This window comes from Streptomonospora wellingtoniae (genome assembly GCF_031845375.1).
GTDB classification, from domain to species: domain Bacteria; phylum Actinomycetota; class Actinomycetes; order Streptosporangiales; family Streptosporangiaceae; genus Streptomonospora; species Streptomonospora wellingtoniae.
In genome coordinates this window covers 130998-154809 of the sequence record NZ_JAVREK010000009.1, presented here as the reverse complement: position 1 = coordinate 154809, position 23812 = coordinate 130998, and the positions used below count along the sequence as shown (strand labels likewise).

The following is a 23812-nucleotide window of genomic DNA, read 5'->3' as shown; positions in this document are numbered from 1 at the left end:
GGGCCTCACAGCACCAACCGCTCCACCAGACGCTCCAGCTCACCCGCCGGGTCACGCGTCAAGCCCGTATGGATCGCACCCGGCTGCACGATCGTGCTCCGCGGGGCCGTCAACCACCGGAACCGCCGCCCCGAGTCCTCGTCCCGCGCCGGCCCGGCACCGGCGCCGCCCCGGCACACCAGCTCAACCGCCTCCAGCGCCCGCGCCACACCCGTCACATCCACACCCGGATCCAGCGCCCGCAACCGCCCCTCGTCCAGCACGCACCGCGCACCCAGGAACCGCTGCGCGCGGCAGTACACGATCACCCCCGCGTTGACCTGCTCACCCCGCTCCAACCGCGGAACCACGCGCACCAGCGCATACTCGAACACGTCCCGATCCACCAGCACGCCCGGCGCCCCGCCGCTCACCGCGGCACCTCCGGAAGCCACGAACGCTCGCCGCCCACCCGCGCCAGCAGGTGGGCCACATACGCGTCCCGCACCTCCGCAGCCGAACCGAAACCCGGCTCGTCAACCAACCAGTCGTCCGGAATCAAACCCACAACACCACGCAACAACTCTTCGGTAACCGCCGGCGCCAACTCTGCATCCGCCGCCGCAATATCCGGCCCCACCGGCAGCATCACGTGATCACCCGCGTCATAAGGCCGCGATACCGCCCGCCCCGAATCGCGCCAGTTGTGATGGAAGATCAACGTCGCACCGTGATCGATCAGATACGGCCTCCCATGCCACACGAGCATGTTCGGATTCCGCCACGTCCGGTCCACATTCCCGACCAACGCGTCGAACCAGAGCACCCGGCCCGCGAACACCGGATCCACCTCGAACACCAGAGGATCGAAGCCGACCGAACCCGGCAGGAAATCCATACCCAGGTTCAATCCGCCGCTGGCCTTCAACAACTCCTGCACCTCGGGATCGGGCTCACTGCGCCCGATCACCGCATCCACCCGAACCACGGCCAGCACCGGAACCGGCAGCCCCAGCGCCCGCGCCAACTCCCCCGCGATCACCTCCGCGACCAGCGACTTCCGGCCCTGCCCCGCCCCCACGAACTTCACCACGTACATACCGCAGTCGTCCGCCTCCACCAGTCCGGGAAGCGAACCGCCCTCCCGAAGAGGAAGCACATACCGCGTCGCCGAAATCTCCTCTAGCACCCCGTCAGCATATGAGGACGCGTCCGCGATACCGTTTCACGCATGCCGCTCAGCGACGACACCGAATTCAGCGAGCACGTCTCCCAAACCCTGGCCGAGATCAACGGCGTCCAGGCTGTGGCACTCGGCGGCTCCCGGGCCACCGGGACCCACACCACCGACAGCGACTGGGATTTCGCCGTCTACTACCGCCACCGCTTCGACCCCGAGGACCTGCGCGCCGTCGGCTGGCCGGGCGAGGTCTCCGAGATCGGCGGTTGGGGAGGCGGCGTGTTCAACGGCGGCGCCTGGCTGGAGATCGACGGGCGAAACGTCGACATCCACTTCCGCGACCTCGACGACGTCGAATACCGCATCGCCGAGGCCCGCAAAGGGCGCTTCGACATCGAGCTCCTGCCATTCCACCGCGCCGGGATCCCGACCTACCTCGTCGTCGCCGAACTCGCCCTCGACGAAGTCCTGCACGGCGAACTCCCGCGTCCGGAGTTCCCCGAGCAACTGCGCCGCCTGGCCCCCGAGCGCTGGTGGACCCAGGCCAAGTTCGAGCTCGCCTACGCGCGCAGCGCCTACGCCGAGCGCGGCAACCTGACCGGGACCGCGGGTGCCGTCGCGACCGCGGCCATCCAGGCGGCGCACGCGGTGATGGCCGCCCGCTCCACGTGGGTCACCAACGAGAAGCGCCTGCTCGAACGCGCCGGCCTGCGCCACGTCGACAACGTCCTCGGCGGGCTCGACACCGAGCCCGCCACCCTCATGGCGGCCGTCGACGCCGCCAACCAGCTCCTGGAGAAGACTGTCACCGAAGCGATCGGCTGAACAAACCAAGCGAGCCGGAGCACCCAGGTCGCCCGGCGAAGAGCGTTTGCACCCGCCCGCTGAAGGGGTGCGGCGCAGCCGCTCCATATTTCGTGTCGAGTGGCGGGCTGGTGTAGAACAGACGACCACCTTTACAACGTAGATTCTTACAGGCGCACGCCGGTCCGGCGAGACTGCGCAGCTCGCCCGGCCGACCTCGTCCTGTTCGGCTCCCTACCCAGTCCGCTCAGCGGCGTCCGCCTCCGGCCCCGCACTCCCCGGCACCCTGCGCCCCGCCCTCGGGCGAGCCGCTCCCCTCGGCCGAGGACCGGGATTCAGCCGAGTCGGTGAAGATACTCCTCCAGCTCGGCCGCCCCAGCCAGCATCGCCCGCCCGCGGGCAGACAACCGGCCGTGCCAGTCGCGCAGCGTGGCCTCCAGCGGCGCGAGCCCGCCCGCCGACCGCACCCGCCCGATCAGTGGGACGATCTGCTCCAGCCGGTAGCCGCCCCTTCTGAGCTGGCGGACCAGCCGGGCGTCGCGAACATCGGCCTCGTCGTAGACGCGGTACCCGGTCAGCGGGTCGCGGCGCGGGCGCACCAGTCCGGCGCGCTCCCACTGGCGCAGCGTCGCGGGCCGGATTCCGAGCCTGTTGGCAAGCGGCCCGATGAACGTGCCGCCCCGCCCGGGGGCCGCATCCGTTCCGGGCGCCGCGATGCGCTCCAGGTCGCGCAGGGCGCCCTCCACGGCCTGGAGGGTCGAGCGGTCGTCGAGCAGCTGAGCGTGGCTCTCATCGACGAGGCGGAACGCCTCATCGGCCGCATCCTCGTTGACCGCCCGCATGACCGACGCCGCCGTCTGGCGGCCGTGCCCCCGCGCCAGTGCGAGGAACGCGCGCAGCGCCTGCGCGTGCAACGGGGTGTAGACGCGGTAGCCGCTGTGCGTGCGAGCGGCGGCCGGGAGGATGCCGTCGTCCTCGTAGTTGCGGACCGCCTGCGTGGACAGGCCGTGCCCGCGCGCCAGATCGACCGGCCTGAGCCGACTCCCGGTTGGAGAGTTGTGTGCCATATTCCTGCCGAAACTGCGGCCGAGTTTCAATGGGAGTCGAAGGATACCGCTGAGGCAAGGGCAACGGCTCCGCCGGCGGACGAAGGGGAGGTGGTACGCACCGGAACGACCACCTTTACAACGTAGATTTCTTCAGTGAAAACCCGTTGCGCCGCTGCCGAGCCCGCGCATAGCCTCACACCCACTATGGGAGCCTTCCACGCGATCTTCGACCGCCGGAGCATGGTCCGGCGGTCCGCGGCGCTGCTCGTACGCCGTCCCCGCCGGTCCCCCTCCCCGGACCGGTCGGCACACACGCTCGGCTGAGCGACCGCCGAGCCCTTCGCCGCCGCGCTTGCAAAGCGCCGCGCCGGCGCGCACGCGCGCGCCTTCTCCGCCTCCGCATCCCGGTCCGGGGCCCGCCACCTGTCCTGATCTCCATCGGACGGGCGGCCCGGCCCCCGCGCTCACCGCCGCCCTGCGGCCGTTCGGTGCTGTGCCCGCCGCCCGTCCCGTCCGCCGGCCCGGGGCCGGCAGGAGCGGAACGCCCCATGACACGAAACCGGCATGCACGAACGGGCGGCGCCGACAACCAGCGCCGCGAATCCGGCACCGCCTCCGCGCGGCAGCGCCGCCGCACCTACTCGCAGAACTTCCTCACCGACACCGCCGTCGCCCGCCGCGTCGTGCGCGCCTCCGGTGTCGGCCCCGGCGACGACGTCGTCGAGCCCGGCGCCGGAGCAGGGATGCTGACCCGGTACCTCGCGCCGGCCTGCGGCCGGCTCACCGCCTACGAGATCGACCCGCACCTGGCCGAGACGCTGCGCGCGCGGTTCGCACCGGCGGTGCGCGTCGTCAGGGCCGACTTCCGCCGCGCCCAGCCGCCCCGGGAACCGTTCCACGTGGTGGGCAACATCCCCTACTCCGCAACGGCCGGCATCGTCCGCTGGTGCCTGGAGGCGGCGGGGGTGCCGGCCGGCTCCGGCACGGGCGGCAGACCGCCCGCCCTGCTGTCGGCCACGCTGATCACGCAGCTGGAGTACGCGCGCAAGCGCACCGGCGGCTTCGGGCGCTGGAGCAGGCTTACCGTCCACACCTGGCCCCTGATCGCCTGGTCCAGCGCCGGACGTGTTCCGCGCGACCGCTTCCGGCCGGTGCCCGGCGTCGACTCGGCGATCCTGCGGCTGGTGCGCCGTCCCTGGCCGCTGGTGGGGCGGGGCGAGCTGGACTCCTACCGGGAGCTGGTGGACCTGGGCTTCTCCGGTGTCGGGGGCAGCCTGCGGGCCTCGCTGCTGCGCGCCCATCCCGCGCGGCGGGTGGACTCCGCGCTCTCGGCCGCCGGGGTCGCGCGCTCGGCGCTCGTCGCCGACGTCTCCCCCGACCGGTGGGTCCTCCTGCACGCCCGCCTCACCTGACCCCGCGGCCGACCCGGCGCGCCGCCGCGCGTGCCGGGTCCGTCACACCCGCGGGGTAGCGTCTGCCGTGGCTGAACGCGTAGGGAGGGGGCGGGCGTGCTGATCCTGCATGGCCGGTGGCAGGCCGCGGAGCCCGGCCGCCGGGCCGGTGCCCTGCTGTGGGCCGAGGACGACGCCGGCCCCTCCCCCGCCGCCGCGGGGCGCCCCGCATCCGCGGCACCCGACCACCCCTTCGCCGCATCGGCGCAGCGTCTGCGCGCGGCCGTGGCCGCACTCGCCGACGGCGCCGGGGCGGCCGACTGCGGCACCGGTGAGGGGAAGCTGCGCCTGCCCGCGTCGGGCGGCGCTCCGCTGCGCTCCAGGGCCTCCGACATGCAGCGGCGGCGTGCCCTCCCACCCGGCGCAGCCGGCGAGGACGAGGCGGCGGAATGGGGCACCTGGCGGGTGCCCCGATTGCATGTGCCCGCCACGCACGCCCCCCCGTTGCTGGCGGCCCTGCGCTCGGCCGCGGCGGGCGGCGTGCCCGCCGCCGACGAGACGGTCGCCGCCGGCCCGGGCTTCGCCCACCTCGCCGCCGTCGACGCCTTCGCCGAACGCCTGCTGGAGGGCGGCCACCTGCTGCCGCGCCTGGTGGGCGAACCCCCGCGGGCGCTCTGGCGGCCGGTGCTCACCAGGGCCGGCACCGAGCACTTCGGCGCGCTGGTTGCGGCACTGCCACCGTCGGCCGCCGACGAGTCCCGGCCTGGGCGCAGCACGGTCTACCGGGCCTTGGCCGACCTGCTGGACGCCCGTGCCCGGATCCGGCTGGCGGGACCGGCCGAGCCCGGCGGTCAGCGGCTGAGTGCAGCGCTCACCGGCGGCGACTACCGGTTGCAACCCGACAGCGCCGCCGACCGCGACCTGGCCGCCCGGCTGAGCGCCTGGCACACCGCGGCCCAGCGCGAGGCCGCCGCGGCCCGGCTGGTGTTCCGCCTGGTCGAACCCGACCCCGCGGACGGAGCGGGTGCGCCGGGCCGCGAGGAGTGGCGGGTCGAGTTCTGGGTGCAGTCCGGCGCCGATCCCAGCCTCCAGGTCTCCCTGTCGGCGCTGTGGCTGGGCGAGGGCGCCGACCGCCTGCCGCTCGGCGTCGAGTCGGACATGCTCGCCGACCTCGACCGGGCCGCGCGCTTCTACCCCGCCCTGCGCGAGGTCCTGGCCGAGCCTGCGCCGGCCGCGCTGACGCTCGACACCGCCCGGGCGCACTCCTTCATCCGCGACACCGCCCCGCGGCTGAGCTCCGGCGGGTTCGCCGTGGTGCTGCCCGAGTGGTCGGGCCGCACGTCCCTCGCGCTGCACCTGACCGCCCGCGAACGCCCGGGCGGGGGCGGCATCGGCGCCTCCGACCTGCTGGACTTCTCCCTGGAGGCCGTCTGCGACGGCGAGCGCGTCGACACCGCCGAGCTCGCCGAGCTGGCCCGCCTCAAACAGCCGCTGGTGCGGTTGCGCGGACGCTGGGTCGAGGTCGACCCCGGCCACCTGCGCACCGCGCTGGCCTACCTGCGCCGGCGCGGCAGCGGCACCATGCGCCGCGAGGACGCGCTGCGCCTGCTCGTGTCACCGACCGCCGCTCCCCTGCCGCTGGCCGGGGTCGACGCCGACGGCGCCCTGGGAGAGCTGCTCAGCGCCGAGACCGACGCCTGCATGGCGCCGCTGGAGCCGCCCGAGGGATTCACCGGCAAGCTGCGCCCGTACCAGAGCCGCGGCGCCGCGTGGCTTCGCTTCCTCGGCGAGCTGGGCCTGGGCGCGGTACTGGCCGACGACATGGGGCTGGGAAAGACAGTGCAGCTGCTGGCTGTGCTGGCCGACGAGCGGCGTGCCGGCAATGCCGAGCGCCCGGGTCCGACGCTGCTGGTCTGCCCGGTCTCGCTGGTGGGCAACTGGCAGCGCGAGAGCGCCGGGTTCGCCCCCGCGCTGGCGGTGCACCTCCACCACGGTCCCGCTCGCCTGCGCGGAAACGCGCTGGCCCGCGCCGCGGGCACGGCCGACCTGGTGGTGACGACCTACGGCACGGTGCTGCGCGACGCCGACGAACTCGCCGCCATGCCCTGGCACCGCGTGGTCTGCGACGAGGCCCAGGCGCTGAAGAACTCCGGCACCCGCCAGGCCGCGGCGGTGCGGCGGCTTCCGGCGCGCACGCGCATCGCCCTGACGGGTACCCCGGTCGAGAACAACCTGGACGAACTGTGGTCGGTGATGGAGTTCGCCAACCCGGGCCTGCTCGGATCCCAGCAGGCGTTCCGCGACGGCATCGCCGCGCGGGTGGAGCGGGCCGCAGCGGCCGCCGGCGGTGCAGCCGAGCCGGATGCCGGCGACGACAGCGCGGCGCACCTGCGGCGCATCACCGGCCCCTTCATCCTGCGCCGGCTCAAGACCGACAAGGCGATCATCTCCGACCTGCCGGAGAAGCTGGAGAGCCGCGCGTGGTGCACCCTGACGCCCGAGCAGGCCAGCCTTTACCAGGCCGCCGTGGACGACATGACCGAGCGCCTGGCCGACGCCGAGGGCATCCGGCGCAAGGGCGTGGTGCTGGCCGCGATGGCGCGCCTGAAGCAGATCTGCAACCACCCGGCCCAGTTCCTCGGCGACGGGTCGCCGCTGGCGGGGCGCTCGGGCAAGCTGGAGCGCCTGCGGGAGCTGCTGGAGCACGCGCTGGCCGCGGGCGACAAGGCGCTCTGCTTCACCCAGTACACCGCGCTGGGCGCGCGGCTGGCCCCCTACCTGGCCGAGCGCCTGGGCTGTGAGGTGCTGTGGCTGCACGGCGGCACCGCGCGCGCCGAACGCGAGGAGATCACCCGGCGGTTCCAGACCAGCCCGCGGGCCCTGGTGCTGCTGCTGTCGCTGAAGGCCGCCGGCACTGGGCTGAACCTCACCGCCGCCAACCACGTGCTGCACATCGACCGGTGGTGGAACCCCGCGGTGGAGGACCAGGCGACCGACCGCGCGTTCCGCATCGGACAGCGCCGCGACGTGCAGGTCCGCAAGCTCGTGTGCATGGGAACCCTGGAGGAGCGGATCGACGGGATGATCGAACGCAAGCGGCGGCTGGCCGCAACGGCCGTGGGCACCGGCGAGGACTGGCTCGGCGATCTCTCCACCGCCCGGCTGCGCGAGGTCGTGCGCCTGGCGCCCGAGGCGGTGGGCCCGTGACCGCGGCGCGAGGGCGCGCGGAGTGGGTGGCGCACCGCTTGCGCGAGGCGGTGGAGCGCGACGGCGACCCGGCCCGCCTCGAGCGCGGGCGCGGCTACGCCGACCGGGGCGCGGTGTCCGCGGTGAAGGTCCGGCCGGGCGAGGCGACGGCGCGGGTGCAGGGCTCGCGGGCGCGCCCCTACCTGGTCAGCGTCATCATCCCGGTGCTCGCCCCCGGCGAGTGGGCGGCGCTGGCGGGGGCGCTGGGCACCCAACCGGTCTTCCGCGCCGCACTGCTGGCGGGCGCCTTCCCCCAGGAGCTGGAGCGCGTCTTCGGCGTCATGGGACTGCGGCTGCTGCCAAGCGGCCTGAACGATCTGGTGCTGAGCTGCTCGTGCCCCGACTGGGGGGACCCGTGCAAACACGCCGCGGCCGCGGTGTACGCGCTGGCCGAGACGCTGGCCGCGAAGCCGCTGCTGCTGGTCGAGTGGCGGGGCCGTCCGCGCGGCGAACTGCTCGCGGATCTGCGGCGCCACGCCCGCACCCCGGCCCTTCCCGAGGACCCGGCGGCGGCGTGCGCCGAACCCGAGCCGCCCGGCGTAGCCGACCCGGAACCGCTCCGGGGGCCCGGGGACTTCTGGCGCGCCCCGGCGCTGCCGGAGCCGCCGGGTCCTGACGCCACGAGGCCCGCCACCGGCCTGGCCGAACCGCCGCCCGCGGCCGGCGGCGGTTCCGGTCCCGATGAGGGCACGGACGACCTGGTGGCGCTGCTCGCGCCGCTGTACGAACGCATGGCCCGCTCGCCGGGCCGAGAGCGCGACGGGCGCTGAGGCGCCTCAGCCGGCGGATCCCGCAGCGCCGGCCGAGAGCGCATGCAGCACCTCGACGGCCCGCTCCCCCTGCCCGGTCGGCACGAACAGGTGGTCGTGGTGGTAGCCGGCGACCACGTTGCACGCCAGCCCGGCCTCGGCGAGGGCCGCCGAGACCGCGCCGGTCAGACCGACAGCGTCCAGCGCCGAATGCACGAGCAGCGTGATCCACGCGGCGGCGAAGCCGTGCCGGAGCCCGGCGGTCTCCGCCTCGTCGCGGGTGCAGACCACGGTCAGCCCTTCGTCCTCGGCGACCGTGACCACCGGACGCAGTCCGGGGGGCAGCGTGTCAGCGCGGGCGAAGACGTAGGTGCCGGGCCGCAGCTGCGGCTCCAGACCGGCCAGCATGCGGCCGAGGTCGCGTTCGGGGGCGGGGGCGGCGTCGGTCATGCCGATTCCTCTCCGTGGGGGCGGGCGGCGCCACCGGGGAGTGGTGCGGGGGTCAGCGCGGCCGGTCGGGGGTGTCGGCGGGGCGGATCCGGAACGCCTGCAGGCGGGTGTTGTAGTACTTCTCGGTCTCGCCGACCCATTCCATGCCCAGCCTGCGCGCGGTGGCGATGGCGCGCGTGTTCTTGGGGCGGGCGACGGCGAACAGCTCTTCGATGCCCTGGGCGAAGGCCCACCGGATGGCGGCGACGCCGGCCTCGGTGGCGTACCCGTTGCCCCACGCGTCGGGGCGAAGCTGCCAGTTGAGCTCGAAGTCCTCTTCGAAGGGCGGTAGCAGGCGCAGCGAAAGGCCGCCGATCAGCTCGCCGTCACCGCTGCGCACGATCGCCCAGCGTCCGGCCGGCGGAACGAAGTTGGGCTGGGCCTCGACCCAGGCGTGCAGCACCGAGCGCATGGCCTCGGCGTCGCGGACGGTGCGCATCTCCGGTGTCAGCCAGCGTGCGACTTCCCCGGCGCCGTAGATCCGCAGGGCCGCTTCGGCGTCGTCGGTGGTCCAGTCGCGGATCGTCAACCGCTCGGTGTGCAGCTCAAGGCTCGGGGTCATATCGGGCATGCTAACCAAGACCGCCTCATCGCGACCGTGCGCCGCGCCACGGAGGCGGGCACGGGGCCGTCCGTGCGCCGCGGGGCCGCGCACACGAAACGGGGGCCGCGCCGGTCACCCGGCGCGGCCCCCGACCGCGTGCTTATGCCGCCAGGACTCAGAGGCCCTGGACGTTCTCGGCCTGCGGACCCTTGGGGCTCTGCGTGACGTCGAACTCGACGCGCTGGTTCTCCTCAAGGTTGCGGAAGCCGTTGCCCGCGATGTTGCTGTAGTGGACGAAGACGTCCGGGCCGCCGGCGTCCTGCTGGATGAAGCCGAAGCCCTTTTCGCTGTTGAACCACTTCACGGTTCCCTGCGCCATGGCGGATCTCTCCATTCCGAGATCGGTCCAGACCCGCACCCTGCGGCGTCTGGGGGTGCCGCGGAACCTTTCTCAGGAATGAAAAACGCCCGCTGGTCAAAAACTCCGCGGGCGATCGTACGTGGATCATGCGAAATCAAGACTGCTGCAACCCGGGGCCCAGATTAGCACCCGCCCGGGGGGCATGGGGAGTGTGCTGTGTCACGCCGGGCGGCAGCGGCGGCCTGGACGCCGCCCGCGAGCGCCGAGCGTGCGGACAGCGGACACCGGAGCGGGCGCGCGTTGGCGCTGGGCGCTCCGGTCACCGCCGCACGATCTCAGCGGCGCCGGCCTCCCACCAGCCGGGCGAGGTCGCCGAGGCTGCGCCGCCTCCCCCACGCGATGAGGGCGGCCACGGCACCGAGGATCACCGGGGTGGCCGCGTTCTCACCGCCGAAGTAGCTCATCTGGACGATGAACGCGCCGATCATCAGCCCGATGAAGCACAGGCCCGCGAGCGCCGCCAGAACCGGGACCATCAGGGCGATACCGCCGGCGAGCTCCAGGACGCCCACCGTGTACATCAGCCACGCACCGGCTCCCATCCCCTCGAAGGTGTCGAGGGCGTAGGGCGACGCCGTGAGCTTGGGTACGGCGCTGGCGAACACGAAGAACAGGCCGGTGAGGACCTGCAGCACCCACAGCGCGATGTGGACCGCGCGGCGCGGCCGGGCGGCCGGGGCGGCGGGCTCGGACCCCGGCGGTGTGCGGACCGGCTCGGACATCGGGACCTCCTGGATCGACGGGGCGTCGCAGGGGTGGACCGCGCCGGCCCTCCGGACTCATCGCCGCCGCGAGCGGCGCTGCGGCGGGCGGGGGTCAAGCCGGCTGCGGGCCGAGGCGGTCGGGCAGACCGAACAGCGGGAACATCCGCTCGGTGTCGAGGTAGTTGGTGATGCCCACGATGCTGTCGCCCGAGGTCTCGACGACCTGCAGGGCCCACGGCTCGAAGGTCCCGCCGGGGCCGCCGGGCCGGTACTGGCCGAAGGCACCCGTGCCGTTCGCGGCGACCGGGACCAGCCGGGAACCCCGGCAGCCGTGGCCGGGGCCGGTCATCCAGGCGGCGATAGCGCGGGTGCCCTGTAGCCACAGCGCGTAGGGCGGCATCGACATGGCGGCGTCCTCGCGCAGCAGTGCGGCCAACGCGTCGAGGTCGTAGTGCTCGAAGGCGTCGACGTAGCGCTTCAGCAGCGCCTGCTGGGCGGCGTCGTCGGGCCGCAGCGGGTCCGTGGTATCGGCGTCGCCGACCGCGGCCATGGTGGCCCGCGCGCGCTGCAGTGCGCTGTTGACCGAGGCGACAGTGGTGTCGAGCAGGTCGGCGACCTCCTGGGCCCGCCAGGCCAGGACCTCGCGCAGGATCAGCACCGCCCGCTGGCGCGGGGCCAGGTGCTGGAGCGCGGCCACGAACGCCAGCCGCACCGTGTCGCGCAGCGCCACCTGCTCGGCGGGGTCGTCGAGGGCGGGCAGTGCGCGGCTGTCCGGGAACGGCTCGACCCAGGTGTTCTCGGGGTGGGCGGGACCCAGCACGGCGTCGGTGCCCTGGGCGGGCCCCATGTCCACCGGCCGCGCGCGACGCGATCGGCCGTTGAGGATGTCCACGCAGGTGTTGGTGGCGATGCGGTAGAGCCACGACCGGAGCGAGGAGCGCCCTTCGAAGCGGTCGATGCTGCGCCAGGCCCGCACCATCGCCTCCTGGACCGCGTCCTCGGCCTCGAAGGCGGAACCCAGCATCCGGTAGCAGTAGCCGGTGAGTTCGACGCGGTAGGACTCGAGCTTGTGCTCGACGTCCTCGCCCGCCGCGGCGGGGTCCTTGCCGGATGTGGCGGTGAGATCGCTCATCACTGGTCCCTAGGAGAGAGCCGAACGCGCGGCCCACCGCCGGCGCAGGCGGTGGGCCGCGCGGTCTCCGCTGTAGCTATGACCATCCTCACGCTAGCCGGAGGGTGTGACAATACCGGCGGCTGCGGCCCCGCGGCCGCTTCCGCCGGCGTGTTCGGAAGCGTGAGCGCCTGCGGTGCGGGTGGATGGGGCCGCCTGCGTGGCGCGAGCGGCAGGTGTATTGGTCAAAGGGTTACCGAAAAAACGACCTTTACATCGTAGATTCATATGCGGTGCGGCAGCGCGGCCACGGACGGTCGTCACACCCGGTCGATAGGCTGCCCCTCCTGCCGCCGACGGGCGGCGGAGGGAACCGAGGACGGGAGGATTCGGTGGGCACGTACGCGGCCCTGCTGAGGGGGATCAACGTGGGCGGTCGCAACAAGGTCCGCATGGCCGACCTGCGCGCGCTGCTGGACGGGCTGGGCTACACCGGAACCGCGACGCTGCTGCAGAGCGGCAACGCCGTCTTCGGCGCCGCCGAGGCCGACCCCCGCGCGCTCGGGACCGCGATCGAGGGGGCGCTCGCCGACGAACTGGGGGTGTCGGTCGCGGTGATCGTGCGCAGCGCCGCCGACCTGCGGCGCGTCGTCGACGGCATCCCGTTCCCGGTGCGCGACCCGGCCAAGTGCGCGGTGGCTTTCCTGGACTCCCCCGTCGACCGGGAGCGCCTGGCGGCCCTCGACAGCGCCGCCTACGCGCCTGAGGAGCTGGTCCCGGGCGATCGCGAGGTGTACCTGTACTTCCCCGACGGCCTGGGCCGGGCCAAGCTGGCGCCGCTCCTGGACCGCTATCTTCCCGCCCCGGTCACCGTCCGCAACTGGAACACCACCACCCGGCTGCTGGATCTCGCCGGCGCCTGACGCGCCCGGGAGGCGGCGGGGCGCAGCGGGACCCAGTCGGCGGCCTGGGCTCCGGCGGCCGGGCGCGAGCGCGCCGTGAGCACCGCCGGCGGCGCGAGGCCGGGTGTGTCGGGCCTGCACGGCGGACCTCCCGGCTGCGCCGGGAGGAGGAGGCCGACCCCGGATCACGGGTGCCCGAAGGCGGCGGTAGCGTCTGCTCCGAGACGTGCGTGCCCGCGGATCCGCATCGGCGGAACCCGCTGGGCTGCGGTTTCTCCGGTCGCTGCGCGCGAGTGCGGCGCTCATCCGGCGCTTCGGGCCAGCTGCCGGGATGCGCGGGTGCCGCGGCGCCGGGCGTGCGGCGTGTGCCCCGCGGCGCCGGTCCAAGGCCAGACGGTAGAGGAGTGGACCTGAAGATGAGCGAGCGGCAGGGCGGCGTCCGCCGCTGCGGGCTCGGGGCGGCGGCGGTCGCGGCGGCGGCCGTGATCGCGGTCGCGGGCTGCGGAACAGGCCAGCAGGCGCAGGGCAAGCAGGGCACCCAACAGCGCGAGGGCCCCTTCCTGGAGGTGTCGGAGACCGCGATGCCCGCGCCTCAGTACGAGTTCTCCACCGCACGGGGCGAGCCGTGGGCGTTCGGCGACGTCGCCGGGGACCGTCTGACGCTGCTCTACTTCGGCTACACCAGCTGCCCGGACGTGTGCCCCACCACCATGGCCGACATCGACGCCGCGCTGCAGCGGATGGGCGGCGCCGCCGAGGACTTCGACGTCGTCATGGTCAGTACCGATCCCGAGCGCGACACCGATGTGCAGCTGCGCGCCTGGCTCAACGCGTTCAACCCGGAGTTCACCGGCGTTCGCGGACCCATCGACGAGGTCGTCGAGGCCGCCCGGGCCTACGGCATCCCCGTCGAGAAGCCGGAGACGACCGACGGGGACTACCAGGTCAGCCACGGCGGCCGCGTGGCCGTGCTCGACGGCGAGGGCGCCGCCGTGGGCTTCTTCGACGAGGGGACCGCGCCCGGGAAGATGAGCGACGTGCTGCCCGGGTTGGCCGAGGAGCGGCTGTGAGTCTCCCGCCGCCCGGCGCGGACCGGTGGCGGGGTGCACCGGGCAGCGGAGACGCACGGCGGTAGGCGAGGAGCACGGCAGGCCATGAGCGAAGGCGAGTCCGGGCACAACACCGGCACGCCGCAGGGAGCGCCGAAGGAGGGACCGCACTCCGGCGGCGTATCGCGGCGCGGGCTGCTGGCGCGCGTGGGTGCCGCCGCGCTCATCGGTGCCGGGACCGGTCTGGGCGCCGGCGAGGTGCTGGCGCCGCGCGCGGACACCGCCGCTGATACCGCGGCGGCGCCGCGGCTGCGGATGTCCGGTGCGCACGCCCCCGCGAGCGGGCCCGGTCGGCTCCAGCCCGGGATCACCGGGACGCCGCCCGCCTTCGCCCACGTGCTCGCACTCGATCTGGCGGATTCGCCCGGCGGGGGAGGCGAGGGCGGCGGCTCGGCCGCGGAATCCCGCGAGCGGGCGGCGGAGGTGCTGCGGGCGTGGACCGCTGCCGCCGACCGGCTGCGCGAGGAGGGGCCGGCCGCCGTGCTGCCCGGCGCTCCCTCGGCCGGTCTGCTGCCGGCGTCGCTGGGCGTGACCGCGGGCCTGGGCGGATCGCTGCTCGCGGCCGCCGGGTTGCAGGACGCCCGGCCCGAGGCGATGGCCGATCTCCCGTCGTTCTCCACCGACGCGCTGCAACAGGAGTGGTGCGGCGGCGATCTGCTGCTGCAGGTCGGCGCGGAGGACCCGGTCGTGGCCGCCGCGGCCGTGCAGCACCTGCTGGGCCGGGCGGGCGCACGGGTGCGCGTGCGCTGGGCGGTGCGCGGGTTCCGGCGCACCGCCGCGGCCGCCGAGGACCCGGGGGCCACACCCCGCAACCTGATGGGCCAGATCGACGGGACCAACAACCCCGCGCGGGAAAGCTCGCTGCTGCAGAGGACCGTGCAGGTGGGCCGGGCCGCCGGGCCGGCGTGGATGGCGGGCGGCAGCTACGTGGTCGTCCGCCGCATCCGGATGCTGCTGGACGACTGGTTCGGCGAGGACTCCGGCCACCGCGAGCGCGTGATCGGTCGCGACCTTCCCACCGGCGCCCCGCTCGGCCAGCAAGGCGCCGGCGCCGAGGTCGACCTGACTGCCAGGGACGCCGAGGGCCGCCCCCGCATCCCCGAGCACGCCCACATCCGCCTGGCGAGCCCGCAGAACAACCTGGGCGCGCGCATGCTGCGGCGCGGCTACAGCTTCGACGAGGGCTGGCGCGGCGACGGCACCCGCGACGCGGGCCTGCTCTTCATGGCCTGGCAGGCCGACCCGGCCCGCGGGTTCGTCGCGGTGCAGCAGAACCTGGCCGAGGCGGGCGACGCGCTCAACGAGTACACCCGCCACGAGGGCAGCGCCCTGTTCGCGGTGCCTCCGGCGGCGCGGAACGGCGGCTACATCGGCCAGGACCTGCTGGAATCCTAGGCCGCGCCGGCGGCGTGTCCGGAGCCGGAGGGCGCGCCGCGCCGGAGGTCCGGGCCCCCGGCGCGGTCCGGGTCAGCCTCCGATGCGGGGGAAGGGTTCGGTGGAGAACACGACCTCGACGGGGACCTCGAAGTACTTCGCGAGGCGCAGCGCCAGGTGGAGGCTGGGGTTGTACTCGCCGCGCTCCAGGTAGCCCACGGTCTGGTAGTGCACGCCCAGTGCGTCGGCGAGCCGGCGGCGCGAGACGCCGCGTTCGGCGCGCAGGACCGCGATGCGGTTGTGGATCCGCTCGGACTCGGCCCCTCCCCCGCCGGCGCCGCCGCCGGGGCGCCCTCCGCCGCCGCTGCGCCGTCCGGAGCGGCGGCCGGGGGCCTCTTCGGCGGTGCCCGCCTCCTCTGCGACCCGCTCCTCCTCGGTCCCCGACACCGGGGAATCCTCGGCTCCGCGCACCTCAGCCACGCTGCATCGCCCTCCGGCGGCCGGCTTCGACGCGGGCACCGGACTGGCGCCGGGCCATGCGGCGCAGGACGGGCACGGCCACCAGGAACCCCGCGACGGCCCACGCGGCGAGCACCAGGGCTGCCTGGTCCAAGCGCCACGACTGCACGATCTCCACGGCCAGCATCGAGTCGGGCAGGAACGCCGAGCGCATACCCAGCGCGATCCAGTACAGCGGCAGAGCCTGGGCGATCCACTGCATCCACTCGGGCAGCGAGCCGGCCTGGTAGAAGACGCCGGAGACGCCCATCACCGCCATGAACGGGAGCATGAGCACCGACATCACCGCCCGCGGGTTGGTGATGAGCGAGCCCGCGATCGCCCCCAGGGGAGCCGTCGCGAGCAGCCCCAGGACCGTGACCCAGGCGACCGTCGCCCAGCCGAGGGGGCCGCCCATGGTGAAGTCGTCGAGGAGCACCACCGCCAGGGCGACCAGCACGGCGACGAGCGCGGCCGTAACCAGCACGATATGCACCGCCTTGCCCACCAGGTAGCCGACCATCCCCTTGGGCACGGCCTTGGCCCGCAGCAGCGTGCCGTCCTCGCGCTCGGTGGCCAGCACCGAGGCGACGGTCAGCAGGCCGCTGATGCTCACGGTCAGGCCCATCAGGCCCGGCATCCACATGTTGGCGATGGGCACATCGGTTCCGTCGACGTGCTGACCGCGCATCAGCAGCGACACCGCCACGAAGACGATGATCATGCCGAAGTGGCTGAACAGGTCGTCCTTGCTGGTCAATGTGTGGCGAAACTCCGTCACGCCCCGGGTGAGCCCGGCGCGGAGGGCGGTCATGGCGGGGGTGTTCATCGGACCTCCTCCGCGAACGCCGAGGCGGCCGCGCGGGCGTCGCCGGTCTCGTGGCGGTGTACCAGTGTCATGTAGGCGTCCTCCAGGCTGGCGCGGCGCACTTCGATGCTGGCGACCTCGTCGCCGGCATCGGCCAGCAGTCCGCGCAGGAATGCGGTGGCGTCGGGGGTGGAGTGCACGAACCGCTGCCCGCCGCGGGTCCATTTGACCTCGGCGTCGGCGGGCACCTGGGCGGCGAGCTGATCGGCGGTCCCCTCGGCCACCACTCGGCCGCCGGCCAGGACGAGGATGCGGTCGGCCAGCTTCTCGGCCTCGTCGAGGTCGTGGGTGGTCAACAGCACCGTGGTGTTCTCGTCGGCCAGGCCGTGGACCAGGTCGTGGAAGTCGCGGCGGGCTTCGGGGTCGAATCCGGCGGTGGGCTCGTCCAGGAACAGCACCTCGGGGCGGCCGACGATGCCGATGGCGACGTCGAGGCGGCGCCGCTGGCCGCCGGAGAGGGCGTTGACCCTGCGGCGGGCGCAGTCGGTCAGCCCGACGGTCTCCAGCAGCTCGCCGACGGGGCGCGGCCGGGGCCGGCCGGGCTCGGAGTAGGGGGCGTAGAAGCGGGCGACGTGCGCGAGCAGCTCGTCGACGCGCCAGCGGCCGTGGTCGCGCCAGGACTGCATCACCACGCCCAGCCGCGCGCGCCAGCGCTCGTCGCCGGCGGCGGGGTCGGCGCCCAGCACGGCCGCCTCCCCGGCCGAGCGAGCCCGGAACCCCTCCAGGATCTCCACTGTGGTGGTCTTGCCCGCGCCGTTGGGCCCCAGCAGCACCACGACCTCGCCGCGGCGGGCGCGCAGGTCCACCCCCGAGAGCACGTCGGTGTCGCCGTAGCGCATCCGCAGTCCCGACACCTCGATGGCGGCGCCGTCAGGGATGTCGGACGCCGCCTCGACGCGCGTGTCCTCGTCCACCATGGCCATATAGCTCCTATCTCTCATATACGAACGACTACTTTTTATAGCACTCCTACTACATAATTGCCAAGGTGTACGAGAACCTGCAGGTGGACGGGGTCTCCTGCGGTGTTCGACGGCGCATGCGCGCCGCCGAAAGGAGGGCGCGCTTGTCGCGGCCGCCCGGCTCGGCCATCATCGCCGCAGCGAGAAACCGACCCCCGGCCCGCCGCCCGCAAGGAGACGCATGGACTTCGCCGCGCTCGACGCCTTTCAGCGCGACCCCTACCCCCACTACTCCCGAGCCCGCCGGGAGCCGGGGCTCACCTTCGTCCCCGAACTGGACGCGTGGCTGGTGGCGCGCTACGCAGACGTCCGCGAGGCGCTGGCCCGCCCCGACGACCTCTCCTCGGCGGGAGCGCTGCGCCCCGACGCCGTCCCCGGGCCCGAGGCGCGAGCGGCGCTGGCCGAGGGCGCAGGGGCCGGCGGCGTGGTCCTCTCCTCCGACGGACCGGCGCACCGCCGCTACCGCGCACCGCACACGCGCGGCCTCTCGGCCGCCCGCGTCGATGCGGCCCAGGACTTCATCCGCCGGCGCGCCGCAGACCTCGTGGACGGCCTCGCCGCCGACGGGGGCGCCGATCTGGTGGAGCGGCTCGCGCGGGTGCTTCCCGGCGAGGTGATCGGGCACCTGACGGGCCTGGACCCCGGCGACGTCCCGGCGGTCGTGCGCGGCGGCTACCTCGCGACCGACCTGGCGTTGCGCCCCTTGGACAGCGGCGACCAGGTCGCGGCCGCCGAGGAGATCGCGCGGCTTCAGCGCCGGATGGACGGATACGTGCGCAGCCGCCGGGCCGAGCCCCGCGACGACCTCATCACGGTCTTCGTCCAGGCGCTGGCGCCCGAGGCCGGCGAGCTCACCCGCGAGCAGAGCGGCGAATGCGTCTCCTCGCTGCAGAACATGCTGCTGGCCGGGCACCTGACCACGAGCGCGCTGATGGCCTCGACGCTGCTGCACCTGCTGCGCCGGCGCGAGCAGTGGGAGGCGTTGTGCGAGGACCCCGGGCTGATCCCCGACGCGGTCGAGGAGTGCGCCCGCTTCGACTCCCCCATCCAGGGGTTCCGCCGCCGGGCCGTGCGCGAGACGGCCCTGGGCGGCACGACGCTGCCGGAGGGCGCCGTCCTGTTCGTGTCCTTCGGTGCGGCCAACCGCGACCCCGCGCGGTTCCCGCAGCCCGACCGCTTGGACATCACCCGCCGGCCGCAGCGCCACCTGGGATTCGGCCACGGTGTCCACGCCTGCCCGGGCGCACGCCTGGCCCGCGCGCAGCTGACCGCCGTCCTGCACGAGCTGACCCGGCGGCTGCCCGGCGCGCGGCTCGACCCGGACGCGCGGATCAGCATGCTTCCCACCATGATCCACCGCTCCCCCGACCGCCTCGACGTGCGGTGGTGAGCGGAGCGCCCGCCGCGTGCGGCAGGGGCTCCCGCGAGGACGGCCCGGCACGCGCCGGTACGGCGGCGACGCCCCGGCGGGCCCCGCCGCAGCGGCCCCTGCGGCCTACCGTGCGGGCCGTGCGCGGACGGGCCCCGGGCCGGCGGCGGTCCCGGGTGCCTCCCGTCTCCCCCGCGGCCGCCCGTGCGGCGGCCGCAGGACGGCGGCAGGGCTCACGCCGACGCGGCACCTCCGTAGCGGGCTTGGGCGCGCTCTCGGGCCCGGGCGGCGTCCTCCTCGCGTGAGCGCGGCGCCGCGGTGGTGGTCAGCGACCCCAGCAGCTCCCCGGTGGCGGCGGCCACCGCCTCGACGGCGCGGTCGAACGCCTCGCGGTTGGCGGCCGACGGGTGCGTGCTGCCGCTGATCTTGCGCACGTACTGCAGCGCGGCCTCGCGGACCTCGGACTCGGCGGCGGGCGGTTCGTAGTTGTACAGGCGGCGGATGTTGCGGCACATGCCTCCACGCTACGCCGCACCGCCGACAATCCCCTCGCGGCACCGCCGCGGCCGGACGGCGCAGGCCCCCGCGCCGGACGCCGGGGCGGTGCCGGGGCGGGTCAGGTCGGTTGCTGCGCCACCAGCTCGGCCAGGTCGTCGCGACGGGCCACGCGCACCAGGCCGGCGCAGAGGGAGGCCAGCTCGTCGCCGCCGACCAGCTCGGCCAGCGCGTCGCCACCGCCGGGCAGCCCGACGCGAGAGGCGCCCTTGCGCACGAGCTTGTCGGCGTAGGGCCGCAGCCACGGCCACACATGCTGCACCTCGCGGCAGAAGATGTCGGAGCCCGCCGGGCCTACCCCCTTGACTCCCGCAGCGCCTCGGCCAGGTGCGTGCGGCGCCCCTGCGCCTCCTCGGCGAGCCGGCGCAGGTCGCCGCCGTAGCGCTCGCGTGCGAGGTCGGCGCAGTCGCCCAACCGGGTCGCGGTGCTCTCGTCGTAGCGGACGTAGCTGCCGCGCCCCAGCGCGTCCACGCGCTGCTGCCAGGTGAGCGCGGACATGCCGTCGGGCGTGCTGCCGCCCGCCCCGTTCAGCTCCCGCGCGCCGGCCGCGGCGATGCCGACGGAGATGCGCGCCGAGGCCAGGTTGGCGAGCACCAGCAGCTGCCAGAGCGGCGCGGGGCGGTCCCGCAGGCGGATACCGGCCTCCCGGGCCATCGTGCCCCCTGCCTCCGTGATCACCCGTCGTGCGATGTCCTTCCCGTGTTCGGCGGCCATGGCGGCCTCCTCCCTGACGTCTCCGCTGTGCAGGCTCCGCCGGCCGGGCGGCGCCGGGACGCTCAGTGGCCCACGGTGAAGCGCTCGTCGATGTGCCGGGGCGACTCGATCTCGTCGAGGAGCGCCACGGCGTAGTCCTCGGCGCTGATGCGGCTGGTGCCCCGGGCGTCGGCGACCAGCCGGTGGGTGTCGGTGCGGTAGCCGCAGGTGCGCTCGCCGGGCTCGACCACCGCCGGCGGACTGATGTCGGTCCAGCTGACGTCGGTGACGCCGTGCAGGAACTCCAGGGCGTCGCCGTGGGCGTGCATGGTCGCCAGGACGTCCTCGGGCAGCCCGGGAGTGTCCCACACTCGCTTGCCCGGTGCGGCCTCCAGGCTCCCCGCGCCGCCGACCCTGATGAAGCGGGGCCGGTCCTCCAGACAGCGCAGCACCTCGACGATCGTTCGGGCCGAGGGCTCGACGAGTCTGCTGTCGCCGCCGCCCACGGCGCTGACCAGGACGTCCTGGCCGCGCGCCGCAGAGGACACGTCGCCCGGATCGAGCACGTCGGCGGCCGCGACGGTGAGCCGCTCGCCCTCGTGGGGCAGCCGCGTGCGGTCTCGGGCCAGAGCGGTGACCCGATGGCCGCGTGCGAGAGCCTCGTCGACCACGCGGGATCCGATCATCCCGCTCGCTCCGAAAACGGCGATGTCGGCCATGGCGGGCCTGCCTTTCGTCGTCGCGCCCGCGGCCGGGCGCAGCGCGGACGCGCGCCGCTCCGGGTGTGCGCGTGCGGGCGGCACCCGTGCGCCGTTCCTCGCGCGGTCCCGCTACCCACCACCGCGCCCGGTAGCCGTCCGCAACGCGGAGGCCGCCGCGACCCGACCGGCGCGGCCCGGCGCAGACCCCGCCGCGGCGGCCGGGCTCTCAGTCCAGGTGCGCACGAATCCGGCGGATGTGCTCGGGCGTGGTGCGGCAGCATCCGCCGATCAGCCGGGCGCCGGCGCGCCGCCACTCCCCGGCCGCCGCGCCGAAGGCCGCGGGGTCGCGCACGCCGCGCCAGGCGCGCGCGCCGGCGTCCCAGGTCTCGCCCGAGTTGGGGTAGGCGACCGCTGGCACGCCCCGGATTCGTCCGATCAGCTCGGGGATGTGGCGCGGCGCCGTGCAGTTGGCGCCCACGGCCACCACCTGCTCGTGTCCGGCCAGCAGGGCGGCGCACTCGGCCAGCGGCGTGCCGTCGCCGATGCGCTCACCGTCGCGGCAGCTGAAGCTGAACCAGGCGAGCACGCCGGGGGTCTCCTCCAGCAGCCGCAGCAGGGCCAGCGCCTCGGTGCAGGAGGGCAGTGTCTCGCAGGCGAGCAGGTCGGCTCCGCTTTCGGCGAGCAGGTGCCAGCGTTCGCGGTGCCAGTCGGCCAGCGCGTCGGCGGTGCCCGCCCGCGGGCCGTAGTCGCCGGTGTACTCCGATCCGTCGGCGCGCGCGGCGCCGTAGGGACCGACGGAGGCGGCGACGATCCCGCCGCCGGCCTCGTCTCGGGCCTGGAGGGCCGGTTCCGTCGAGCTGGCGATCAAAACGCGTGCCTCGCCGCGGCTCATCCCGCGGGCGGCGAACCCGGCGACCGAGGCCTGGTAGGACGCGGTGATGGCGACGTCGGCTCCGGCGGCGAAGAAGTCGCGGTGGGCGCGGCGGAGGAGGCCGGGGTCGTCGCGCAGCAGCCGCGCCGACCACAGGTCGTCGCCCAGGTCGCAGCCGAGGTCCTCCAGCCGCGTGGCCAGTCCGCCGTCGAGCACGAGCGTCCGCTCGCCGGGCAGGGCGTCCATACCGCCAGCGTATGCGTCGGCGAACGGTTTCCGCGGGCGGCCGGGGCGCCGCTCAACCGGCGTCCGCGCCCCACCGGGGCCGGCGGAGGCCGTGCAGGCCAGCGTAGTCGGCCCGCTGCGGCGGCGCCCAGCCGTCGAGCAGCTCCTCGGGCGGGCGCAGCACCTCCACGGCCAGCGGTCGGCACACCTGGAGGGGGTCGCCGGCGTCGGGCCCCCACAGGTCCACCGAAAGGTCCCCGCCGGGGCAGGTCGACAGCGCCATCAGCAGGTCCGTCTCGGCGAAGAACTCGATGCGGTCGCCCGCCCGCGCGGGGCTGGCCTTCATGAAGTACCGGTCCTGGTCGTTGAGCCCGGTGCACTGGAACACGTTGAGGACGTCGTGCACGTCGAACTCGGTGAGGCCGTAGGGCATGACGGCGCGGGTGAGGTTGGAGTGGCAGTGGAAGTCGAAGTCCCCGCCGGTGAGCATCCGGTTGACGTAGGGGTCGCAGCGGGTGCCCAGCAGGTCGTGGACGCGGCCGCCCTCGGCATCGGTGCCGTAGTCGGCGAGAGTGTCGGCGGTGACGGTGGCCAGCGGCCGCAGGAAGGGCAGCGTGGACCACAGGCGGTCATAGGTGGTGATGTGGGCGGCCTGCAGCTGTCGCGTGCGCGAGGCCCACAGGCGCTCGCGGGGGTCGTGCCGGTTCCATATGTTCAGGTCGCCCACCTGGGGGCCCTCAGGGGTGCTGATCCGGCACAGGTGTCCGGCGGGCACCTCCCAGGCGCGGCCGGAGCGGATGGGCAGGGTGAACGACTCCGCGGTCGCGCAATCGGCGGCGGCCAGCCGCGCGTAGAAGGCGCGGTCCACGTCGAGGGCCCCTCCGGGGCCGGACTCCTGGTAGGCGGCGGGCGGTGATGCCATCGTCGTTCTCCCCTCGATTCGGCCCGGTGCCGGACGCCGTGCGCTGCGGCCTTCGCTTACCACGCGGCGGCATAGCGTATACCGCCGAGCAGGTGGGCGCGGAAGCCCGGGTCGGCGTAGGCGGAGGCGGGGTGGCCCAGGGCCGTGTAGAAGGAGCGCCCCGCACCGACGCGGCGGCACCAGGCGACGGGGTGGCCGGGGCCCATGCCGCCGCCCTGGTAGGAGTCCTCATCGACGGCGAGCAGGACGCGGACGTCCGCGCGCGGGTCGCGGTCGAAGTCGTACCACTCGTCGGTGAGCGTCCAGGCCGCGCCCAGGTGGGCGGTTGCGGGGTGGTCGCGGTCCTCGACGAGCACGCGGGCGGGCTGGACCTCGGGGTGGCGGGTGAAGCGGGCACCGACGAGCTCGGCGTAGAACGGCCAGTCGCGTTCGGCGGTGGAGGCCGCGTGGACGCCGCAGAAACCGCCGCCGGAGGAGACGTAGTCGGCCAATGCGGCCCGCCCCGTGCCGTCGAGGACCCCGCCGGAAGGACTGAGGAACACCACGGCGCTGTATCCGTGCAGCCGGTGGCAGGCGGCGGGGTCCTCGGAGGCCTCGACGGCGAATCCGAGGGCCCGGCCGAGCTCCCCGACCGCGCGGACTCCGGCCGGGATGGAGTCGTGCCGGTATCCGGCGGTGCGGGAGAACACGAGTACACGTTCCATGCGACGGCACCCTACTGGCGGACGGGCGCCCCGGAGGGGGCGGTAGCGGGGGCGGCCGGTGCGGTGCGTCCGCCTGCGGCCGCGGATCCGGCGGTCGCCGGAGCGCGGTGCGGGTACGACCGCGGAGTATCCGCATCAGGCGCGGCCGGCGCGCCGGTGCGCGAGGCGAGGAGGAGGCGCGGTGCTGGTTCCGGGACACGGGTGGGTGGCGAGCCGCCGCTCCTCGGTGGTGGGCAACTGCGTGGAGGCGGCGTTCACCGGGGACGCGGTGCGGGTGCGGGACTCGGTGTCGCCGCACCGGCCGCCGCTGGAGTTCGATCCGGGCGCGTGGACGGAGTTCGTGCGCTGGAGCGCCGCCGGGGCGGAGCAGGACGGGCACGGCTGATCGGGGC

At 74.6% G+C, this 23812-nt stretch carries 27 protein-coding genes; 9 read left to right on the top strand and 18 right to left on the bottom strand.

Translation table 11 applies throughout. The features are described from left to right. Positions 1–5 precede the first annotated feature (5 nt). The gene (locus RM446_RS10910) at positions 6–413 is read right to left on the bottom strand and encodes a DUF3037 domain-containing protein (protein WP_311545099.1); all 408 of its coding nucleotides are present in this window, start codon (positions 411–413) and stop codon (positions 6–8) included. Further along, a complete protein-coding gene (locus tag RM446_RS10905) occupies positions 410–1168 on the bottom strand; it encodes a HipA family kinase (RefSeq protein ID WP_311545098.1) in 759 nt (252 codons plus the stop codon). Before RM446_RS10905 ends, RM446_RS10910 begins: the two co-directional genes overlap by 4 nt. 42 nt (positions 1169–1210) lie before the next feature. On the opposite strand from RM446_RS10905, the gene RM446_RS10900 reads away from it, so the two are divergent. Then, complete coding sequence (locus tag RM446_RS10900; RefSeq protein ID WP_311545097.1) at positions 1211–1984, top strand: nucleotidyltransferase domain-containing protein; 774 nt, start codon at positions 1211–1213, stop codon at positions 1982–1984. 314 nt (positions 1985–2298) lie between these two features. On the opposite strand, the gene RM446_RS10895 is transcribed toward RM446_RS10900, so the two are convergent. Continuing rightward, the gene (locus tag RM446_RS10895; protein WP_311545096.1) at positions 2299–3030 is read right to left on the bottom strand and encodes a TioE family transcriptional regulator; all 732 of its coding nucleotides are present in this window, start codon (positions 3028–3030) and stop codon (positions 2299–2301) included. Positions 3031–3560: 530 nt separating this feature from the next. Here RM446_RS10895 and erm point away from each other — a divergent pair. The 3 genes from erm (at position 3561) to RM446_RS10880 (ending at position 8419) form a co-directional block, all read left to right on the top strand. After that, positions 3561–4424: an ErmE/ErmH/ErmO/ErmR family 23S rRNA (adenine(2058)-N(6))-methyltransferase gene (gene erm, locus RM446_RS10890; protein ID WP_311545095.1), complete on the top strand. Its 864-nt coding sequence runs from the start codon at positions 3561–3563 to the stop codon at positions 4422–4424. Positions 4425–4520: 96 nt separating this feature from the next. Beyond that, the gene (locus RM446_RS10885; RefSeq protein ID WP_311545094.1) at positions 4521–7610 is read left to right on the top strand and encodes a DEAD/DEAH box helicase; all 3090 of its coding nucleotides are present in this window, start codon (positions 4521–4523) and stop codon (positions 7608–7610) included. Continuing rightward, positions 7607–8419, top strand: coding sequence for an SWIM zinc finger family protein (locus RM446_RS10880; protein ID WP_311545093.1), 813 nt, complete (start codon positions 7607–7609; stop codon positions 8417–8419). Before RM446_RS10885 ends, RM446_RS10880 begins: the two co-directional genes overlap by 4 nt. A 6-nt stretch (positions 8420–8425) precedes the next feature. Here RM446_RS10880 and RM446_RS10875 read toward each other — a convergent pair whose 3' ends face one another. From RM446_RS10875 to RM446_RS10855, 5 genes are all read right to left on the bottom strand, one after another. After that, the gene (locus RM446_RS10875) at positions 8426–8848 is read right to left on the bottom strand and encodes an ACT domain-containing protein (RefSeq protein WP_311545092.1); all 423 of its coding nucleotides are present in this window, start codon (positions 8846–8848) and stop codon (positions 8426–8428) included. A gap of 52 nt (positions 8849–8900) precedes the next feature. After that, complete coding sequence (locus tag RM446_RS10870) at positions 8901–9449, bottom strand: GNAT family N-acetyltransferase (protein WP_311545091.1); 549 nt, start codon at positions 9447–9449, stop codon at positions 8901–8903. 157 nt (positions 9450–9606) lie between these two features. Then, positions 9607–9810: a cold-shock protein gene (locus tag RM446_RS10865; protein ID WP_311545090.1), complete on the bottom strand. Its 204-nt coding sequence runs from the start codon at positions 9808–9810 to the stop codon at positions 9607–9609. Between the two features lie 317 nt (positions 9811–10127). Beyond that, positions 10128–10574 carry a DoxX family protein gene (locus RM446_RS10860; protein WP_311545089.1) on the bottom strand — a complete coding sequence of 149 codons (447 nt, stop codon included), beginning with the start codon at positions 10572–10574 and terminating at the stop codon, positions 10128–10130. Positions 10575–10668: 94 nt separating this feature from the next. Continuing rightward, the gene (locus RM446_RS10855) at positions 10669–11688 is read right to left on the bottom strand and encodes a sigma-70 family RNA polymerase sigma factor (protein WP_311545088.1); all 1020 of its coding nucleotides are present in this window, start codon (positions 11686–11688) and stop codon (positions 10669–10671) included. 371 nt (positions 11689–12059) lie between these two features. Between RM446_RS10855 and RM446_RS10850 the strand changes: the two genes are divergently transcribed. From RM446_RS10850 to RM446_RS10840, 3 genes are all read left to right on the top strand, one after another. Further along, positions 12060–12590: a DUF1697 domain-containing protein gene (locus tag RM446_RS10850; RefSeq protein ID WP_311545087.1), complete on the top strand. Its 531-nt coding sequence runs from the start codon at positions 12060–12062 to the stop codon at positions 12588–12590. Positions 12591–12985: 395 nt separating this feature from the next. Next, positions 12986–13639 (top strand): SCO family protein, encoded by a 654-nt coding sequence (locus RM446_RS10845; RefSeq protein WP_311545086.1) that lies wholly within the window; start codon positions 12986–12988, stop codon positions 13637–13639. Between the two features lie 84 nt (positions 13640–13723). Next, complete coding sequence (locus RM446_RS10840; protein ID WP_311545085.1) at positions 13724–15073, top strand: Dyp-type peroxidase; 1350 nt, start codon at positions 13724–13726, stop codon at positions 15071–15073. Between the two features lie 72 nt (positions 15074–15145). Here the strand turns inward: RM446_RS10840 and RM446_RS10835 are convergent, their stop codons facing one another. The 3 genes from RM446_RS10835 to RM446_RS10825 all read right to left on the bottom strand — a co-directional run bounded on the left by RM446_RS10835 (position 15146) and on the right by RM446_RS10825 (position 17341). After that, the gene (locus RM446_RS10835; protein WP_311545142.1) at positions 15146–15358 is read right to left on the bottom strand and encodes a helix-turn-helix transcriptional regulator; all 213 of its coding nucleotides are present in this window, start codon (positions 15356–15358) and stop codon (positions 15146–15148) included. 166 nt (positions 15359–15524) lie between these two features. Further along, positions 15525–16379: an ABC transporter permease gene (locus RM446_RS10830; protein WP_311545084.1), complete on the bottom strand. Its 855-nt coding sequence runs from the start codon at positions 16377–16379 to the stop codon at positions 15525–15527. Next, positions 16376–17341 carry an ABC transporter ATP-binding protein gene (locus RM446_RS10825; RefSeq protein ID WP_311545083.1) on the bottom strand — a complete coding sequence of 322 codons (966 nt, stop codon included), beginning with the start codon at positions 17339–17341 and terminating at the stop codon, positions 16376–16378. The genes RM446_RS10830 and RM446_RS10825 overlap by 4 nt, the downstream gene beginning before the upstream one ends. 220 nt (positions 17342–17561) lie before the next feature. On the opposite strand from RM446_RS10825, the gene RM446_RS10820 reads away from it, so the two are divergent. After that, positions 17562–18770, top strand: coding sequence for a cytochrome P450 (locus tag RM446_RS10820; RefSeq protein WP_311545082.1), 1209 nt, complete (start codon positions 17562–17564; stop codon positions 18768–18770). Between the two features lie 212 nt (positions 18771–18982). Here RM446_RS10820 and RM446_RS10815 read toward each other — a convergent pair whose 3' ends face one another. From RM446_RS10815 to RM446_RS10785, 7 genes are all read right to left on the bottom strand, one after another. Then, complete coding sequence (locus RM446_RS10815; protein WP_311545081.1) at positions 18983–19264, bottom strand: DUF2277 domain-containing protein; 282 nt, start codon at positions 19262–19264, stop codon at positions 18983–18985. Positions 19265–19365: 101 nt separating this feature from the next. Further along, on the bottom strand, positions 19366–19566 hold the full coding sequence (locus RM446_RS10810) for a hypothetical protein (RefSeq protein ID WP_311545080.1): 201 nt from the start codon (positions 19564–19566) through the stop codon (positions 19366–19368). 32 nt (positions 19567–19598) lie between these two features. Then, a complete protein-coding gene (locus tag RM446_RS10805) occupies positions 19599–20018 on the bottom strand; it encodes a hypothetical protein (protein ID WP_311545079.1) in 420 nt (139 codons plus the stop codon). 62 nt (positions 20019–20080) lie between these two features. Further along, positions 20081–20716, bottom strand: coding sequence for an NAD(P)-dependent oxidoreductase (locus RM446_RS10800; protein ID WP_311545078.1), 636 nt, complete (start codon positions 20714–20716; stop codon positions 20081–20083). Positions 20717–20924: 208 nt separating this feature from the next. Next, entirely contained in the window at positions 20925–21815 is an 891-nt protein-coding gene (gene mmuM / locus RM446_RS10795) for a homocysteine S-methyltransferase (protein WP_311545077.1), read from the bottom strand. A gap of 52 nt (positions 21816–21867) precedes the next feature. Next, positions 21868–22716 carry an urea carboxylase-associated family protein gene (locus RM446_RS10790; protein WP_311545076.1) on the bottom strand — a complete coding sequence of 283 codons (849 nt, stop codon included), beginning with the start codon at positions 22714–22716 and terminating at the stop codon, positions 21868–21870. A gap of 56 nt (positions 22717–22772) precedes the next feature. Beyond that, complete coding sequence (locus RM446_RS10785; RefSeq protein ID WP_311545075.1) at positions 22773–23420, bottom strand: ThuA domain-containing protein; 648 nt, start codon at positions 23418–23420, stop codon at positions 22773–22775. Between the two features lie 181 nt (positions 23421–23601). Here RM446_RS10785 and RM446_RS10780 point away from each other — a divergent pair, with 181 nt between their 5' ends. Then, on the top strand, positions 23602–23805 hold the full coding sequence (locus RM446_RS10780) for a DUF397 domain-containing protein (protein WP_311545074.1): 204 nt from the start codon (positions 23602–23604) through the stop codon (positions 23803–23805). Positions 23806–23812 lie beyond the last annotated feature (7 nt).